Here is a 16,799-nt window from a genome sequence, read left to right as displayed (position 1 = left end):
GACTGAAGAGAGCTTTTTAATCAATCTGTATTCTAAAGCTAAAACCGAGCATACATTATGCTCGGTTTTCAATTGGTAGTTTAAATGTAAAAGTACTGCCTTCTCCTAATTCACTTTCAACCGTAATTTCTCCTCCGTGTAGTTCGACAATCCATTTTACCATCGACAATCCTAAACCTGTGTTTCCGATGTTTGAAGATGTTCGTGCTGCGTCAACTTGATAGAAGCGGTCCCATATTTTCGTAATATGTTGCTCGCTGATGCCTATGCCATTATCGGAGACTTTACCTATTATGTTGGTTTCATCACGGAATAGTTGCATATGCACAGTGCCGTCCGCTTTGCTATAAGCAATCGCATTCGTTAGTAAATTCATTAATAAACGCATCATCAATGTTTGATCTGCTTTCATAAACAGGTCTTCCTCTATATTAGTTGTGATATCAATCGATGCTTCTTGAACCATTAATGAAAGCTCTTCTACAACGATTTCCGTTAATTCACTCATATTGATACATTCAAATTGAAAAGTACTATGCTTTCCTTGGTCAACCCTTGCTAATAATAAGAGTTGTGAGATTAACGCGGACATTTTACGTGATTGCTTTAAAATTACTTCTAACGATTCTTCCATTTCTTTCGGATTATTCCTCTGCGATAAAGCGTATTCGCATTGCGAAATAATAACAGATGTTGGTGTTCTTAATTCATGAGATGCGTCAGATGTAAATTGTTTTTCACTTTCGAATGATGTCTCCAATCGCTCAAACATTTTGTCAAAGGTTTGTGCTAAATGATACATTTCGTCTTTCGATGAACCTTGTAAATTAATTCTCTTTGAAAGGTCTTTACCATCACCAATTTCACTGGCTGAATCACTCATTTGTTGCACAGGTCGAAAAGCTCTTTGCGTAATAAAATATCCTCCCGCTGCCGCAATGAGAATAAGTAATGGAAATGAGATGAGTGTTACCACAATAAGCGTATTCATGGTCGATGATAATTGATTCATGGTCATTATTCCACGAACCCAGACTTGCTCATCGCCGCCTACATTATGGAGGAAATCATATACTATCCATTCTTTATTACCGTCTTTAATGGTTTGTATTTCATCGGATTTAAGCGATACCTTTTTATTAAATCCTGTTGGACTATGTCCTGCCAGCAGCTCACCTTGCTTACTATAAATGATGATATTTACTCCATCTTCTAAGGCTTCAAATTCATCGTCAATCTTTAACTGTCCATGCTTATATTCGATATCTTCAATGCTTTCTTTTACTGTGCTCTTCAATTGATTTTTCATATTAAAGAGCACAACTTTATCTGAAGAAGTTAAAATAAAAGCTAACACGAGTGCCATAATAATTACAACTAGCCCCGTATACCATAGGGTCACTCTCATTTTTATTGATAGTCTTTTCATGATTCAACTCGCAATACGTAACCAGTGCCTCGTACTGTATGAATTAACTTCGTTTCAAACTGGCTATCAATTTTTTTACGAAGGTATCGGACGTAAACATCAATAATATTCGAGCCACCTTCATAGTCGTAATTCCACACATGTTGCTCAATTTTATCTCGTGTCAACACAACTTCTTTATTACGAATCATATATTCTAAAATAGCAAATTCTTTACTGGAAAGATTGATAACTTGATCTCCTCTTGTTACTTTATGCATATTGCAATCCACCACTAGGTCAGCGATTTCAAACACATTAGATGTATTTCCTGTTTTTCTTCGCATCAACACTCGAATTCTTGCTAACAGCTCATCAAAAGCAAAGGGCTTTACTAAATAATCGTCCGCACCTAAGTCGAGTCCTGTTACGCGATCATCAATTGTATCTTTAGCTGTAAGGAGCAAGACAGGAGTTGTATTATTGTCCGCACGTAATCTTTGTAATACTTGTAAACCATCTATTCCGGGAATCATAATGTCAAGCACAATCAAATCGTAGGTAGCCATGCTTATATAATCCAAAGCATCTTCTCCATTCCCACATCCATCGACACTATAATATTCTGCATTTAATCGTTTTACTAATATATTTTGTAAGTCTTTTTCATCTTCGACAATAAGAACTCGCATTAACATTCTCCTTTTCTTCTTATTTATATGTATCACTATAATTCCGAAACATTAAAGAAAGATTAGAAACTATTTAATTATATCATTTTATTTTTTTGTACATTAATCTTCCTTTAATGTTTGTTCAGTAATATAAAGGCAAGGATAAGGTGCACATGTAAAGGGAGGAAAACAGAATGAGAAAGTGGATGTTGATTGGAGCAATGTCTTGTTTGTTCTTAACAGCTTGTTCTACTCAAGCTGATAACAATACAGAAGTACGACAACTGAAAGTGGAAAATGATACATTGCAAAAAGAAAGTGCTCAACTACAACAAGAACCACACAAAACAGGGCCTGCTACAAATGATACGAAGCAAATACAAGATTTCAAAAACGAAGTCACATCTATCGTTGAAAAGACAAATAACACGAAACCAGTTGGAGCACAAGAAGAAAACTTAAATACGTACTTAGCAGCAAAAAAAGAAATTGACCAATTAGATGACAAGATAGATCTATCTGATGATCAGCTAGAAGCAGATTTTCACGCTGGAACGATAACTGTTGAACAATATCAAATACAAGAAAGAGAACAAGATATACTTGAAGATCAATTAGAGCAAGCAGAAAATGTACTTGAAGCAAGATTTGGAATAAATGATTAATTATTAAGGAGTGGATAGAAATGTTAAAACATAAAAAGAAAATAATTATAAGTGTAATTGCTATTTTAGTAAGTGGTATTGCTATTGTTGGTGGATATTATGGTATGGGCTACAATTATGCGAAAAAGAATGAAAACTATACAGAGAAACAAGTTCGTGAAATTTCTTTAGCTCATACAAATGGAGAAATTATTAATGTGAAAAAAGAATTCGAATTAGAAGATGACAACTTAGCTCAATCTAAATTTGAATATGAAGTGGAAATCAAGACACCTGAGAATCTATTAAATATTTTAAAGGTTAGTGCTAGAACAGGTACAATAGAAATCAATAATGAAGATTAAAAAATTATCGACAAATAAAATATCGCGTATTTGAAAAAATCCAATAAGCTGCCCATATGGACAGCTTATTTACATAATTCTCGTTAACAGAAGTTAATTATATTTTTCTACGTACTAAATAAAAAGCTAAGGATCCCATAATAACAGGTGCAACGAAATCAAAGAAATGGGAAAAATTAAAAGGAAAAAGAAAAAGAAATGGTATAAGTGTATAGATAACTGCTAGTCCTATAAATACAGGAATTCCAAATTGAAATTCTCTACATCGGTTGATTTTCCTGTATAACACTTCCCCAATTAGACAAGCTACAAGAGCCGGTATACTACCATAAGTGACGATCGTTTTAATAAATCCTAATACAACGTTCGGGTGAATAAAGCTAGGATGAGAAATATATGAAATCAAGAACCATCCAAAAATAAAAGCAAACAGACTTGTAGCATAACTAATTAAAAATTTTATCAACTTAATCATCCTCACAAATTCCTAATATAATCTTCATTGTATGACATAAGGTCCTATTATTGGTAGTAAGAAAACAGCGGATCCTACTCTAAAAAGGCATCCACTCATTCATTATGTGCTTCTATACTTGTTTTGTTTTCTTTGCTCTTGTAAACTTCCAAAAAGCTGCAAGTAGTATGAGAAGCGGTATTCCCTGAATGAAGAGAAATCCTCCAAAAAAATAAAGTGCACGACTAACTAGAGGAGGAGCTGTTGCCGACTCACCCGCAAAATAAGCTCCATAATTAGCCACCCCACCTGCATAATCAGCTATCCCACCTATAAGAAAAGCCACTGGACTTGTGAGTAGATTTATCCCTAAACAGACCGTTATCAATGATAGATTTTTAGCCTTGATTTTTGATGAACCAGACAAGAAAAATAAGAATATTGCAGTGCAAAATATAAGAAACAGTGGTACATAATAAATTTCCATAATACCCCTCCATGACTTTAATTGTACCATCAGCAAGGACAACTTTGTGTAAATTTGGATGAATGGGGTCTTCATGTGAGGTTAACATAACGCCTCATTAACAGTAGTCAATGAGGCATATAATTTTCGTTTTTGGGGACTTGTTTTTTTAGCTTGATAGCGATGGGGTGAGTCATAAATTGTGGCAAATATCCATACTTCTATTAACTCGTTAGTTAAAGAAGAATTTCTTCCACAACTCTTAAGTTATTATAATATGAAAAAATTAAATTCTCCTTCGCAATTCATTCAAATTGGCCGATCATCGCATCTTTTGAATGCCCTGAAAGTGCATAAGTAAAATAATTAATATATCCTATGCAAGAAAGTTAGGCTAGTTAATCGCATATGTTTTATTGAAGGGATGTGATTGAATTATGGAACGGCCGAATTGGGGAATTGGAGGATTAGTATTCGTTGGCTGCATGTTTCTTGGCGGAGGAGTGGGATCTATATTAGGTGATACTCATGCTGGATGGCTAATAGGGATGGGTGCTGGATTTATTGGGATGGCTTTAACGAGACTGATCAGAAAGTAATATAACGGGATTCTTCTGCGGGTAAATAAGGAAATATGTATGTAAGTAATTCATGGTATAAGAGCTCTATAAATTATAGTTAGAAGTTTCTCTTTTCTAAATTTCTCCATACATAGATATGATTCTCGGGTCGGAGGATGGCACCTTAGGGTGTCTTTTTTATGCTCTCTAAAAATGTCTTAACATATAATAGCCGAGTCAATTCACATAATCAAGCTAAAAGATTTTGGCAGATTGCCATCATCTTTTTTGTAATAGAATAGATTCATTACCGTTTCAGACGTATGTATTCATTCATAACCTAACAATAAAAGGGGGGATGATTAAAGGTATGGCGTTTAATGATGAATTAATTTGTCAACAGTTTGCAAGAATTATCGGTGGTCAAGAAGGGTTCGCCGGTGGGAAATGTGTGGCAACAATAAATCGAGATGAAATACAAGCGACAATCTTAGGGAAACGTTTTAGAGTAACAACTTCCTTCTCATTCGAATCAAGAGATAATAAAACTGGACGGGCATTATGTCTAGGCCGGGTAGCGCTATTGCAAAAAGAAGTCAATGCATTTGTTGCTACAATTATTAAACAAGGAATAATCGTTTCGTCTATACACAATGAGTGGTTATGTGATGATCCAAATTTGATTTACGTTAATATTGAAGACGTTGAGGATCCACTAAATTTCGCAAGAAAAGTTAGAAGAGCGTTATGCAATTAACTAATTTCTTTCGTTAAATGTGTGATTTTGTTAATTAGAATATTTCGGATTATTGAATGGTTTTATAAAGTGAAAGAAGACGTTCCATATTTGGAATGTCTTTTCTTGTTGTTTTTTCTAATGTGGGTTGTTACATTATTTTAATTGATTATATGCTACTTATTTTACAACAAAAAGAACTGGGTGAGGTATTCTTAGAGGTGTGTCCTTCGTCATTTATTTTAGCTGGTATTGTACTTTTTATTATGTTTTGCCCAGATTCATTAGATATTTCAAAAAAGATTTGACTACTTTTCAAATAAATAAAAATTAAAAAACCGGTTCTTTCGTAAAGGAACCGGTTTTTTGTAGCGTTTTGCTTAGCGTACGAAATTTGCGTTTTGTTGATGTCACCACACCTCTATCAAGTTATCACATACAAGGTAATAGATGTTTTTTATAATTTGAAAGGAGAGGAAACGAACTTGGAGGGAGTACTGGAACCTATACAATAAATACATTGAGGGGGCATGTTTGAGCTATGGACCTATCCTCCCGTTCTAATTAACTAAAAGAAGAATTTTCCCATACCGATTAGACTACTAAGCATTCCGATTCCATTCATGGTGCCTTTTCCTGCTGTCAGTAAGTTTCCAAGCATTCCTGGCTGCCCGTTATTCCCCCATCCCATGGGATTTATCTGTCCTCCCCATCCTGGAGAATTTCCAAAAACACCCCAGTTATTATTGGTATTAAAATTAAAAGCTTTGGCTGGCGGTGATAGTAAAGCGGCAATATGACCCTGTGCGAACATCCCTGTATGATTGAATGGTTGGGGCCAGGAGATGGGAGGTTTTTGAAAATTAAAACCTGCATGGCCTTGTAATGGAGCCCAATTAGCAGGATGTCCTTGGGGCATCATCCCTGCATAATGGATTGGCTGACCCCAAGAGAAGGGAGGGGGCCCGGGATTGAAACCCGTATAATTGGCTGGTGAATCCCAACCAAATGGATAGACTCGACAACTCCAATTCTCAGGAATCTTCAAATCATTCATTCCCTCAGCTTTAGCTATTTGGGGCTGTAAATATAATGATGACATTGCAATTTGGTTATTATATTGCTCCCCGTTTCCATTTGAATTCAAATACCAATATTGGTGCATAAGCTTATTCCCCTCACTTTAAAAATGTAATGTTAGACTTAGCCTATGTAATATTCCTTTTTATGGATGGTTACATAACTAGATTTACAAGCCCGTATTTAAAAGAATGGGTGTGTGGTCTTGTTGATTTATCCCGCTATTTGTGGGCAGTAAGACACCGCCCCCTCAAAATTCAGCGAAAGCAAAGAAGTTTGAGGGGGGACTGCCTGTAAAAGTCCCACTGAGTAAAGTTTCACTTTATTTTAGAAGGGTATTTTCAGTTGCTCCTTTTGTTTATTTCAGCCTAATTTAATTTCGGTTAACAAACGTGTTTAAATATTCATTCAAAATCTTATTTAAATGTTTATAAAGGTTTAATCAATAAAAAAGACATTTAAAATGTTATGTTGAGTAATTAGAATTGCTAAAAAGAGAATATCCCTTCGAAGAGTTTGGCAAAATACTGCAAGGACAATGTATTCTTGTGCAGATATGCAAACGACTTAAACGAATCAATGGAATTTATAATGAAGGGGCAAATAAATATATGAGTAAAACATTACATAAAAGAAAACCACCATATTTAATGCTTGTAATCCTTTTTATTGGGGCATTTGTTTCATTTCTAAACAACTCGCTTTTAAATGTAGCCTTGCCATCAATAATGAAGGATTTAGACATTAAAGATTATTCAACGATCCAGTGGCTTTCTACAGGGTATATGCTTGTAAGTGGTATATTAATTCCGGCATCAGCATTTTTAATAACCCGCTTCTCCAATAGGAGCTTATTTATTACATCTATGGTGATTTTTATTCTTGGTACGGCCTTAGCGGCTTTAGCACCGAACTTTAGTTTATTACTTACTGGCCGGATGGTTCAAGCAGCAGGTTCTTCAGTCATGGGGCCTTTGTTAATGAATATTATGCTAGTAAGCTTTCCAAGAGAAAAAAGGGGAACAGCAATGGGTATTTTTGGATTAGTTATGATTACAGCTCCAGCAATTGGACCGACACTATCAGGTTATATTGTAGAGTATTATGACTGGCGTTTGCTTTTTGAAATGATTTTACCGTTAGCAATCATTAGCTTATTGTTAGGGATTTGGAAATCGGAGAATATCATGAGACAAAACAAAAATGCAAAACTTGATTATCTCTCATTATTATTATCTTCTGTCGGCTTTGGCGGTTTGTTATATGGATTCAGTTCCGCAAGCTCCGAAGGTTGGACGAATAAAGTTGTTTTAACAACCTTAATCATAGGTGCTATTGCCCTAATTACTTTCATTATCCGTCAATTAAAAATGAATGAACCGTTATTGGATTTACGTGTTTACAAGTATCCAATGTTTGCACTTGCGTCTGTAATTGCAATTGTCAACGCAGTGGCCATGTTTTCGGGTATGATTTTAACACCAGCTTATGTACAAAACGTCCGCGGTATTTCGCCGCTGAGCTCTGGGCTGATGATGCTTCCAGGTGCGGTAATAATGGGGGTTATGTCACCAATTACAGGTAAACTATTTGATAAATATGGCCCTCGGATTCTTGGCATAGTAGGACTTTCCATTACAGCTGTTTCAACTTATATGTTGGCAAACCTGCAAATTGACTCTAGTCACACACATATTATTCTTATTTACACACTGCGGATGTTTGGGATGGCGATGGTGATGATGCCACTTATGACAAATGGCCTTAATCAATTACCAACTCGCTTAAATCCGCACGGTACGGCTGTTAATAATACAGCTCAACAAGTGTCCGGTTCGATTGGTACTGCTATTCTTGTTACGATTATGAATTCTGTAACAAAAACAAAAGCTGAGAGCCTAATGGTTGATGTAGATCCAACAACCTTCACAGAAGCTACGAAGGCAATGCTAACTCAGAAGGCTTTATTATCTGGAATTCAATATTCATTCTATGTAGCGCTTGGCATGAATGTTGTTGCACTACTATTAGTTTTTTTCGTTAAACGTGTAGATACAAGCGCGGAAGCTGTCGAGAGGTTAAATCGGTAGAGCAAAATAAAACTCTAGATAATGATTCCTACAAGTTTTTTTGCTGTTTAGTTAGACTATGAAGAAATGCAATTTTCTGCTGCTAAGGCGCGGTATTTAAATTTGGAAAAGAACCAGTGAAATAATTATATATAGTAAAAAGGATCTGATATTCATATCAGATCCTTTTTCATTAGTAACACAACAGTATACTTGCTTATCGTATTTGTTTGAATTGACATTAGAAACTACTGATTTTCCCAATACTACAATCTTTAGCTCTCAATTTCTGATAAACATTATAATAATACGCTTCATTTTAATTTAGTATTTTCTCTGCAAGTTATAAATCTAATATCAACAAACAACTTAGATTACCAACCTTATAAGCAATATCATAATCGTGAATAGTTAGGGAAAAGATAAAATAAGGTAATCAATTACATATCTTTATCCCAGGCGATTCATTGCTATCTTCTTTTTATTGAATGGGATATTTTATTTCATGCTTTTTTGAAAGGGTGTTTTTAATGGATAAAAAAGTATCTGCCATTCCTCAACCGAAAACATATGGATTGCTGGGGAATCTCCCATTAATCGATAAAGATAAACCGACCCTATCCTTTATCAAGATAGCGGAAGAGTATGGTCCCATTTTTCGAATTCAAACTTTAAGTGATACCATCATTGTCGTTTCTGGACATGAACTGGTAGCAGAAGTCTGTGATGAAACACGGTTCGATAAAAGTATAGAGGGTGCTTTAGCAAAGGTTCGTGCCTTTGCTGGAGACGGGTTATTTACAAGCGAGACTCACGAGCCAAACTGGAAAAAAGCTCATAATATTTTGATGCCTACATTCAGCCAACGGGCAATGAAAGATTATCATGCTATGATGGTCGATATTGCCGTACAACTCGTTCAAAAATGGGCACGGCTTAATCCGAATGAAAACGTAGATGTTCCGGAGGATATGACTCGCCTTACATTGGATACAATTGGTCTATGTGGTTTTAATTATCGATTTAATAGCTTTTATCGTGAGACCTCTCATCCTTTTATTACTAGCATGAGCCGCGCTCTAGATGAGGCGATGCACCAATTACAGCGGCTGGATATAGAAGACAAACTCATGTGGAGAACGAAACGTCAATTTCAGCATGATATTCAATCTATGTTTTCTTTAGTAGATAATATTATTGCTGAACGTAAAAGTAGTGGAAATCAGGAAGAAAATGATTTACTTTCCCGTATGTTAAATGTGCAGGATCCGGAAACTGGTGAAAAATTAGATGATGAAAATATTCGTTTCCAAATTATCACTTTTTTAATAGCTGGGCATGAAACAACAAGTGGATTATTATCTTTTGCAATCTATTTTTTATTAAAGAATCCAGATAAATTGAAAAAAGCCTATGAAGAAGTAGATCGGGTTTTAACAGATCCCACTCCAACATACCAACAAGTTATGAAATTAAAGTATATCCGGATGATTTTAAATGAATCGCTACGTCTATGGCCTACTGCTCCAGCATTCAGTCTCTATGCAAAAGAAGATACAGTGATTGGTGGGAAATATCCAATTAAGAAAGGAGAAGATCGTATTTCTGTTCTTATTCCACAGCTACATAGGGATAAAGACGCGTGGGGAGACAATGTGGAAGAATTCCAACCTGAACGATTTGAAGAGCTGGATAAGATTCCCCATCATGCTTATAAGCCATTTGGAAATGGTCAACGAGCATGTATCGGTATGCAGTTTGCACTTCATGAAGCCACACTCGTAATGGGGATGCTTCTTCAACATTTTGAATTCATCGATTATCAAGACTATCAGCTGGACGTAAAACAAACATTAACGCTAAAGCCTGGTGATTTTAAAATTAGGATTCTACCCCGAAATCAAACTATTAGCCATACTACTGTTCTTGCGCCTATAGAGGAGAAACTGAAAAACGATGAAATCGAACAGCAAGTTCAGAAGACTCCTTCTATTATTGGAGCCGATAATCTTTCGCTTCTTGTTCTGTATGGATCGGATACAGGGGTAGCAGAAGGTATTGCAAGAGAACTAGCAGATACAGCTAGTTTAGAAGGTGTTCAAACGGAAGTGGTAGCACTTAACGATCGAATTGGAAGTCTGCCAAAAGAAGGGGCGGTTCTTATTGTAACTTCTTCTTATAATGGAAAACCACCAAGTAATGCAGGGCAGTTTGTGCAATGGTTGGAGGAATTAAAATCGGATGAGCTAAAAGGTGTTCAATACACAGTTTTTGGTTGTGGAGATCATAATTGGGCTAGTACTTATCAGCGAATTCCAAGATACATTGATGAGCAAATGGCTCAAAAAGGAGCAACAAGATTTTCTACACGTGGAGAAGCGGATGCAAGTGGTGATTTCGAGGAACAGCTCGAGCAATGGAAACAAAGTATGTGGTCTGATGCGATGAAGGCATTTGGATTGGAACTTAACAAAAACATTGAGAAAGAACGTAGTACATTAAGTTTACAATTTGTTAGTCGTCTTGGAGGATCTCCTCTTGCGCGAACATATGAAGCAGTTTATGCATCTATACTAGAAAATCGTGAACTTCAATCATCTAGCAGTGAAAGAAGCACGCGACATATTGAGATATCCTTGCCAGAAGGCGCTACGTATCAAGAAGGTGACCACCTTGGGGTGCTGCCAATTAATAGTGAGAAAAATGTCAACCGAATTTTAAAACGCTTTGGATTAAATGGGAAGGATCAAGTCATATTGAGTGCAAGTGGACGAAGTGTAAATCACATACCTTTAGACAGTCCTGTTAGTTTATTTGACCTTCTTAGTTATAGTGTAGAAATTCAAGAAGCAGCCACTCGAGCACAAATACGAGAAATGGTGACATTTACAGCATGCCCTCCTCATAAAAAGGAATTGGAATCATTATTGGAAGAGGGAGTTTATCATGAACAAATATTAAAGAAACGTATGTCAATGTTGGATCTTCTTGAAAAGTATGAGGCTTGTGAACTCCGATTTGAACGCTTTTTAGAACTTCTTCCTGCGCTCAAACCGCGTTACTATTCTATTTCAAGCTCTCCACTCGTTGCACAGGATCGTCTGAGCATTACGGTTGGTGTTGTTAATGCACCTGCATGGAGTGGGGTAGGGACATATGAAGGAGTCGCTTCTAATTATTTAGCTCAGCGTCATAATAAAGATGAGATTATCTGTTTCATTCGAACGCCACAATCAAACTTTCAATTACCTGAAAATCCAGAAACACCAATTATCATGGTTGGACCAGGTACTGGAATTGCACCATTCCGTGGATTCTTGCAAGCGCGTCGTGTTCAAAAGCAAAAAGGTATTAACTTAGGACAAGCACATCTATATTTTGGTTGTCGTCATCCTGAAAAGGATTATCTCTATCGTACAGAACTAGAAAATGATGAAAGAGATGGATTAATCTCTTTACACACAGCTTTTTCTCGCCTAGAAGGATATCCTAAAACATATGTACAGCATTTAATAAAACAAGATAGAATCAATTTAATTTCGTTATTAGATAATGGAGCGCATCTTTATATATGTGGTGATGGAAGTAAAATGGCTCCTGACGTAGAAGACACCCTTTGTCAAGCATATCAAGAAATTCATGAAGTCAGTGAACAAGAAGCAAGGAATTGGCTGGATCGTGTGCAAGATGAAGGGCGATATGGAAAAGATGTTTGGGCCGGAATCTAAATTCTTCTTAATTAGATAAGTAATATGTAACCAATGAACTTGTTTCGAATAATTGTTGATTTAAATAATAAACTTATTTATAAAAATCCCGTATTTTTATTGAATACGGGATTTTCTTATTTTAAATAAGCTGGACTGATACTTTAGAAAAAGAAAAAATCTTATATGAAACCAAAGCTACATAATCTTAGCTTGATGGGCATGGTGTTAACCGATTTATTGACGTGATTTGAAATTTAAACCTTCGCGCACTGGCTGAACAGTTTTTAGCACAGTGTCAAATCGATGGGGGATATAACCGCTTGAATGAATCTTGCCGTAGAAAAATAGTAGATAAATCATTTGACAATTAAAATGCCCTACTTTAATGTATATGCCATAGCATATAATTAGTAAAACAAACAAATTCACTGTGAATAATTGATTGATATGCTATGCCCTTTTATATTTTAATTTATAGAGGTGATATATGAATTTACATGATTTAATAGGCTATCTTGTTCATCGTACTGATGTGAAAATGACTAATTATTTTACTAAGAGATTAAAGCCTTATGGAGTTACGCCAGAGCAGTGGGGGATCATTAGTGTTCTTTGTAGCCAAAGGGGTACTACTCAAAAAGAGTTAGCAGAAGCTATTGATAAAGATCAAACTACTGTCGTAAGAATGATACAGTCAATGGAGAGAAAAGGGATTGTAAAGAAGGCTTTGAATGACCAAGATAGGCGTTCACACAACCTTTTTTTAACTGAAAAAGGTGACGATTTAAAGAAAACAATCTTGCCTGTAGTGAAAGACGCTCACCATTTCGTTACGAGTAATTTGAGAGAAGAAGAGATTAAACAATTACAATCATTATTAAACAAATTGTATGATACGCGCTATTAATATGTGTTCCTTATTGATGCTATGCTATTTATAAGGAACACAATCTGTATTGTATATGCTATAGCATGTAATTTTGTTTGAAGGAATGGGGAGATAGCTTTATTTTGTATGATATGTGATTTAAGATGAATTTTTTGACTAGTACTAGTCAAATTTCCGTACGATACATGCTATAGCATGTACTGTTCATCCTTTTAACATTGAAAAGAGGAATTTACATTGAATCAACCTCAATAAGGTTAATCTCAAGCAATAGGGTAAAGGCAGTAGCTACTATATGAACAATACTGAGTTTTTATCAAATAAATAAGAAAGATGTGATTACTATTTTAATATTAATTAATACTGTAAAAGTTATGTTGTTTCTGTTCTTTTTAATGACAGGTTCGAAAATTATATCTGGGAAAATGGCAGATGAGTTCAAACGATTTGGTTTACCTTCGTTTTTAAATTTCTTAACTGGGGCTTTTGAGATTGTAGGAGCAATTGGAATGTTGATAGGAATTTGGGTCCCAATAGCAGCTTTATTGGCAGGATTTTTGTTAGGCGGTACTATGCTTGCAGCTGCATTAACTCTTATTGTATTAGCGGGAGATCCCTTTAAGAAAGCGATACCTGCGCTTGTTTTGTTTGTCCTTAGTTTAGGGATAAGTTTATATCATATTTTTTAAACATAATAGTAAACCGTTAAACGGTATGTGTTCAAGTTGCTATCATTTTGTAATTATTTTATCCCGCATTAACGGGCAGTAAGACTCCTACCTCAAAATTCGGCGAATGCGAGGGAGTTAGGTGGGAGTCGGGCTGCCCATAAAAGCCCGATTGGTGAAGGCTAATAATCAGTGTGGGGTGAAAATGCAGGTGAAATTTCAAATGAGTGCAGGAGTAATAGCAGTACTCATTTAAGATATTATCTGCGTTCGAATTGAAAATATTGAACTTAGGAGTGAGTGAAAATGGCATATTTACTACAAGTTGATTTTCCGTTTGAAGGTCCTTTTGGTGAAGAAATGGAAAAAGCATTTTTGGATTTAGCAAAAAGTATTAATGAAGAAGACGGATTCCATTGGAAAATATGGACGGAGAATCAAAAAACGAAAGAAGCAGGAGGCATCTATGTATTTGAAGAAAAACAAGATGCTGAAAAATATGGAGAAATGCACAAGAATAGACTTCAAGCATCTGGTGTTAAAGATATTAGAGTAAGAATTTTTCACATCAATGAAAAGTTAACGAAACTGAATCGTGGTTATAGTAAATAATTAGGGGCACGTAATTCAAAAAAAGAAGGGGATAATCTCCTTCTTTTTTTGAATTGATGCTACAGAAAGAATAGCGTGTTTTTTAATTTAGGGTCATCTCTTTTTGATAGTTTGATATCGATGTGACAATACCCCTTTATTATTTTTCAGGTTACAATACATGTATTGCTTCAATAACATATGATCATTCTTAAGAATGTCATTGAAATGTACCAATAGATGTTAGTGCAGCAAAATAAATTGTGTTATGATGTGAGCGAATATAAAGCTATCTAACGGAGGGATTCACATGCCGCATGTTGTGTTTCGTGGAATTACTATTGAACAATTAAAAAGCATAAGCAAGCCATTAGTAGAAGAGCTCGCAGATATCTGTGAGTGTGGTACGGATAATTTCACCTTGGAACTACCAAGTTCTACGTTTGTATTCAATGGAGAAGAAATAGAAGCGTTTCCTCTTATTGAAGTGAAATGGTTCGAGCGTGGACAGGAAATTCGTGATCGATTTGCCAAGGCCATTACTACATATGTAATGGATTTTGGACTTCCAGAAGTAGAGGTTGTATTTACGGTTTTCACAGAATCAGCGTATTATATTAACGGGAAGCATTGTGCAAGTTAGAGCTATTTGAAAGATTTTTATAACATTAAGAAAAGAAATAGGAGAGAACACCCTATTTCTTTTTATTAATATAATAAAATGTGATGACTAGATCCAAAGTAATGATAATAATTAGAAGTACCAAGTGTATAAGTGCATCAGTTTTCCCGTTTAATAAAGATTTTATAAAGAAATCCCATTCTGTTTCATAGGGAGGCTCTGACCAATTTCGTTGCATTCCGAAAGCTATTCCATTTATCAATTTAGCCAAGAAGACTCCTTCCTCAAGGAGCGTGAAGGACGTAGCCTAGGGAGTAGGAGGGAGATGAATTGGCATCGAACAAGAGATGCCAATTCATCTTAATTGTTCGACATATGTAAAGTGTTACCGGACAATTTGTCATAATCACTTCACTATCAATCGAATGTACGTTTGGTATATGATATATATATATCGAAATGGAGGTGAAACGAAGGATGATCAATAAAGCGTATAAATTTCGTATCTATCCAAATAAAGCACAAGCGATCCTGATCAATAAAACGATTGGTTGTTCTCGTTTTGTATTCAATCACTTCCTATCTCTATGGGATAATGCATACAAAGAAACAGGAAAAGGTTTGACATATGGTACATGCTCTGCCAAACTTCCTGCAATGAAGAAAGAGTTTGTTTGGCTAAAAGAAGTGGATAGTATTGCTATTCAATCGTCTGTTCGCAACCTTGCGGATGCTTATACACGCTTTTTTAAAAAACAAAACAGTGCCCCGCGTTTCAAATCTAAAAAGAACAACGTACAATCTTATACCACAAAACAAACAAATGAAAACATTGCTGTTGTGGGAAACAAAATGAAATTGCCGAAACTAGGTCTTGTTCGATTTGCCAAAAGTCGTGAAGTAAAGGGACGTATTTTAAATGCTACGGTTAGACGGAACCCTTCTGGCAGATACTTTGTGTCATTGTTAGTTGAAACAGAAGTGCAAGAACTTCCGAAAACACATTCTTATATTGGAATGGATGTAGGATTAAAAGATTTCGTCATTTTGTCAGATGGAACAACCTATAAAAACCCTAAATTTTTTCGCTCATTGGAAGAGAAGTTGGCAAAAGCACAGCGTGTTCTTTCTAGAAGAATGAAAGGATCTTCTCGCTGGAATAAACAACGAGTAAGGATAGCTAGGATTCATGAATACATAGCTAATGCTAGAAAGGATTACTTGGACAAAATCTCAACTGAAATCATCAAAAACCACGATGTTATCGGTATAGAAGATTTGCAAGTATCGAATATGCTAAAAAATCATAAGTTAGCAAAAGCGATTAGTGAAGTATCTTGGTCACAATTTAGAACGTTGCTAGAATACAAGGCAAAATGGTATGGAAAACAAGTCATTCCGGTATCCAAAACATTTGCTTCAAGCCAATTATGTTCTTGTTGTGGGTATCAAAATAAAGACGTTAAGAATCTAAATCTTCGTGAATGGGATTGTCCTGAGTGCAATAGTCATCACGACAGAGATATTAACGCAAGTATCAATCTTAAAAATGAAGCTTTAAGGCTTCTAACCGTAGGAACTACGGGGATAGCCTAATGAATTAGAAGCCACTAGGCTTCTGTACTTAGGAATCTCCCACTTCAAACAGTCCGTAAGGACGTTAAGTGGTGAGTAGTTCAAGAAAAAGATAATACTTAATAGGATCCTTCCAACAAATACGGCAACTACTTTTAAATTCCAGTGTTTTATCTTAATTATATAAAGGATTGGAAAGAGTATAAGGATCCAAAAAATAATAATATAGATTGTATTTATCATTCTTTACTCCTAATAAAATAATTGTTTTTAATATAGGTGAATTTT

16 protein-coding genes and 2 pseudogenes are annotated in these 16,799 nt (G+C 35.5%); 11 read left to right on the top strand and 7 right to left on the bottom strand.

Translation table 11 applies throughout. The features are described 5' to 3' along the window. Positions 1-55 precede the first annotated feature (55 nt). Positions 56-1,429: a sensor histidine kinase gene (locus DET63_RS03510; protein ID WP_113935867.1), complete on the bottom strand. Its 1,374-nt coding sequence runs from the start codon at positions 1,427-1,429 to the stop codon at positions 56-58. Then, entirely contained in the window at positions 1,426-2,100 is a 675-nt protein-coding gene (locus tag DET63_RS03505) for a response regulator transcription factor (protein WP_002128055.1), read from the bottom strand. Before DET63_RS03505 ends, DET63_RS03510 begins: the two co-directional genes overlap by 4 nt. Before the next feature lie 176 nt (positions 2,101-2,276). Between DET63_RS03505 and DET63_RS03500 the strand changes: the two genes are divergently transcribed. Both DET63_RS03500 and DET63_RS03495 read left to right on the top strand, forming a co-directional pair. Beyond that, positions 2,277-2,747 (top strand): hypothetical protein, encoded by a 471-nt coding sequence (locus DET63_RS03500; RefSeq protein WP_113935866.1) that lies wholly within the window; start codon positions 2,277-2,279, stop codon positions 2,745-2,747. A 20-nt stretch (positions 2,748-2,767) separates the two neighbouring features. Continuing rightward, the gene (locus DET63_RS03495; RefSeq protein WP_002161193.1) at positions 2,768-3,091 is read left to right on the top strand and encodes a PepSY domain-containing protein; all 324 of its coding nucleotides are present in this window, start codon (positions 2,768-2,770) and stop codon (positions 3,089-3,091) included. A 97-nt stretch (positions 3,092-3,188) separates the two neighbouring features. On the opposite strand, the gene DET63_RS03490 is transcribed toward DET63_RS03495, so the two are convergent. Continuing rightward, positions 3,189-3,566, bottom strand: coding sequence for a hypothetical protein (locus DET63_RS03490; RefSeq protein ID WP_113935865.1), 378 nt, complete (start codon positions 3,564-3,566; stop codon positions 3,189-3,191). 112 nt (positions 3,567-3,678) lie between these two features. Next, a complete protein-coding gene (locus tag DET63_RS03485; RefSeq protein WP_002137171.1) occupies positions 3,679-4,032 on the bottom strand; it encodes a hypothetical protein in 354 nt (117 codons plus the stop codon). 416 nt (positions 4,033-4,448) lie between these two features. Between DET63_RS03485 and DET63_RS30115 the strand changes: the two genes are divergently transcribed. Further along, positions 4,449-4,610, top strand: a complete 162-nt coding sequence (locus DET63_RS30115; protein WP_000441003.1) for a hypothetical protein — start codon at positions 4,449-4,451, stop codon at positions 4,608-4,610. 319 nt (positions 4,611-4,929) lie between these two features. Then, positions 4,930-5,328 carry a DUF1259 domain-containing protein gene (locus tag DET63_RS03480; RefSeq protein WP_113935864.1) on the top strand — a complete coding sequence of 133 codons (399 nt, stop codon included), beginning with the start codon at positions 4,930-4,932 and terminating at the stop codon, positions 5,326-5,328. 547 nt (positions 5,329-5,875) lie between these two features. On the opposite strand, the gene DET63_RS03470 is transcribed toward DET63_RS03480, so the two are convergent. Beyond that, positions 5,876-6,472 (bottom strand): hypothetical protein, encoded by a 597-nt coding sequence (locus DET63_RS03470; RefSeq protein ID WP_113935862.1) that lies wholly within the window; start codon positions 6,470-6,472, stop codon positions 5,876-5,878. 526 nt (positions 6,473-6,998) lie between these two features. On the opposite strand from DET63_RS03470, the gene DET63_RS03465 reads away from it, so the two are divergent. The 6 genes from DET63_RS03465 to DET63_RS03440 all read left to right on the top strand — a co-directional run bounded on the left by DET63_RS03465 (position 6,999) and on the right by DET63_RS03440 (position 14,957). After that, the gene (locus DET63_RS03465; protein ID WP_113935861.1) at positions 6,999-8,477 is read left to right on the top strand and encodes a DHA2 family efflux MFS transporter permease subunit; all 1,479 of its coding nucleotides are present in this window, start codon (positions 6,999-7,001) and stop codon (positions 8,475-8,477) included. A gap of 509 nt (positions 8,478-8,986) precedes the next feature. Next, complete coding sequence (gene cypD, locus DET63_RS03460) at positions 8,987-12,184, top strand: bifunctional P-450/NADPH--P450 reductase (protein WP_113935860.1); 3,198 nt, start codon at positions 8,987-8,989, stop codon at positions 12,182-12,184. Between the two features lie 469 nt (positions 12,185-12,653). After that, a complete protein-coding gene (locus tag DET63_RS03455; RefSeq protein WP_113935859.1) occupies positions 12,654-13,073 on the top strand; it encodes a MarR family winged helix-turn-helix transcriptional regulator in 420 nt (139 codons plus the stop codon). A 320-nt stretch (positions 13,074-13,393) separates the two neighbouring features. Then, on the top strand, positions 13,394-13,744 hold the full coding sequence (locus DET63_RS03450; protein WP_113936093.1) for a DoxX family protein: 351 nt from the start codon (positions 13,394-13,396) through the stop codon (positions 13,742-13,744). Between the two features lie 285 nt (positions 13,745-14,029). Further along, on the top strand, positions 14,030-14,335 hold the full coding sequence (locus DET63_RS03445; RefSeq protein WP_113935858.1) for a monooxygenase: 306 nt from the start codon (positions 14,030-14,032) through the stop codon (positions 14,333-14,335). Positions 14,336-14,624: 289 nt separating this feature from the next. Next, the gene (locus DET63_RS03440) at positions 14,625-14,957 is read left to right on the top strand and encodes a DUF1904 family protein (RefSeq protein ID WP_002142404.1); all 333 of its coding nucleotides are present in this window, start codon (positions 14,625-14,627) and stop codon (positions 14,955-14,957) included. A 52-nt stretch (positions 14,958-15,009) separates the two neighbouring features. Here DET63_RS03440 and DET63_RS03435 read toward each other — a convergent pair. Then, positions 15,010-15,195 (bottom strand): annotated as a pseudogene (locus DET63_RS03435) (hypothetical protein); the annotation flags it as partial. A gap of 218 nt (positions 15,196-15,413) precedes the next feature. On the opposite strand from DET63_RS03435, the gene tnpB reads away from it, so the two are divergent. Beyond that, positions 15,414-16,532 (top strand): IS200/IS605 family element RNA-guided endonuclease TnpB, encoded by a 1,119-nt coding sequence (gene tnpB / locus DET63_RS03430; RefSeq protein WP_016101077.1) that lies wholly within the window; start codon positions 15,414-15,416, stop codon positions 16,530-16,532. 18 nt (positions 16,533-16,550) lie between these two features. On the opposite strand, the pseudogene DET63_RS31005 reads toward tnpB, so the two are convergent. Further along, positions 16,551-16,754, bottom strand: a pseudogene (locus DET63_RS31005) (hypothetical protein); the annotation flags it as partial. Positions 16,755-16,799 lie beyond the last annotated feature (45 nt).

This window comes from Bacillus sp. DB-2 (assembly GCF_003315125.1).
Classification (GTDB): Bacteria; Bacillota; Bacilli; order Bacillales; family Bacillaceae_G; genus Bacillus_A; species Bacillus_A mycoides.
This window is presented reverse-complemented; position numbering and strand designations above follow the sequence as displayed.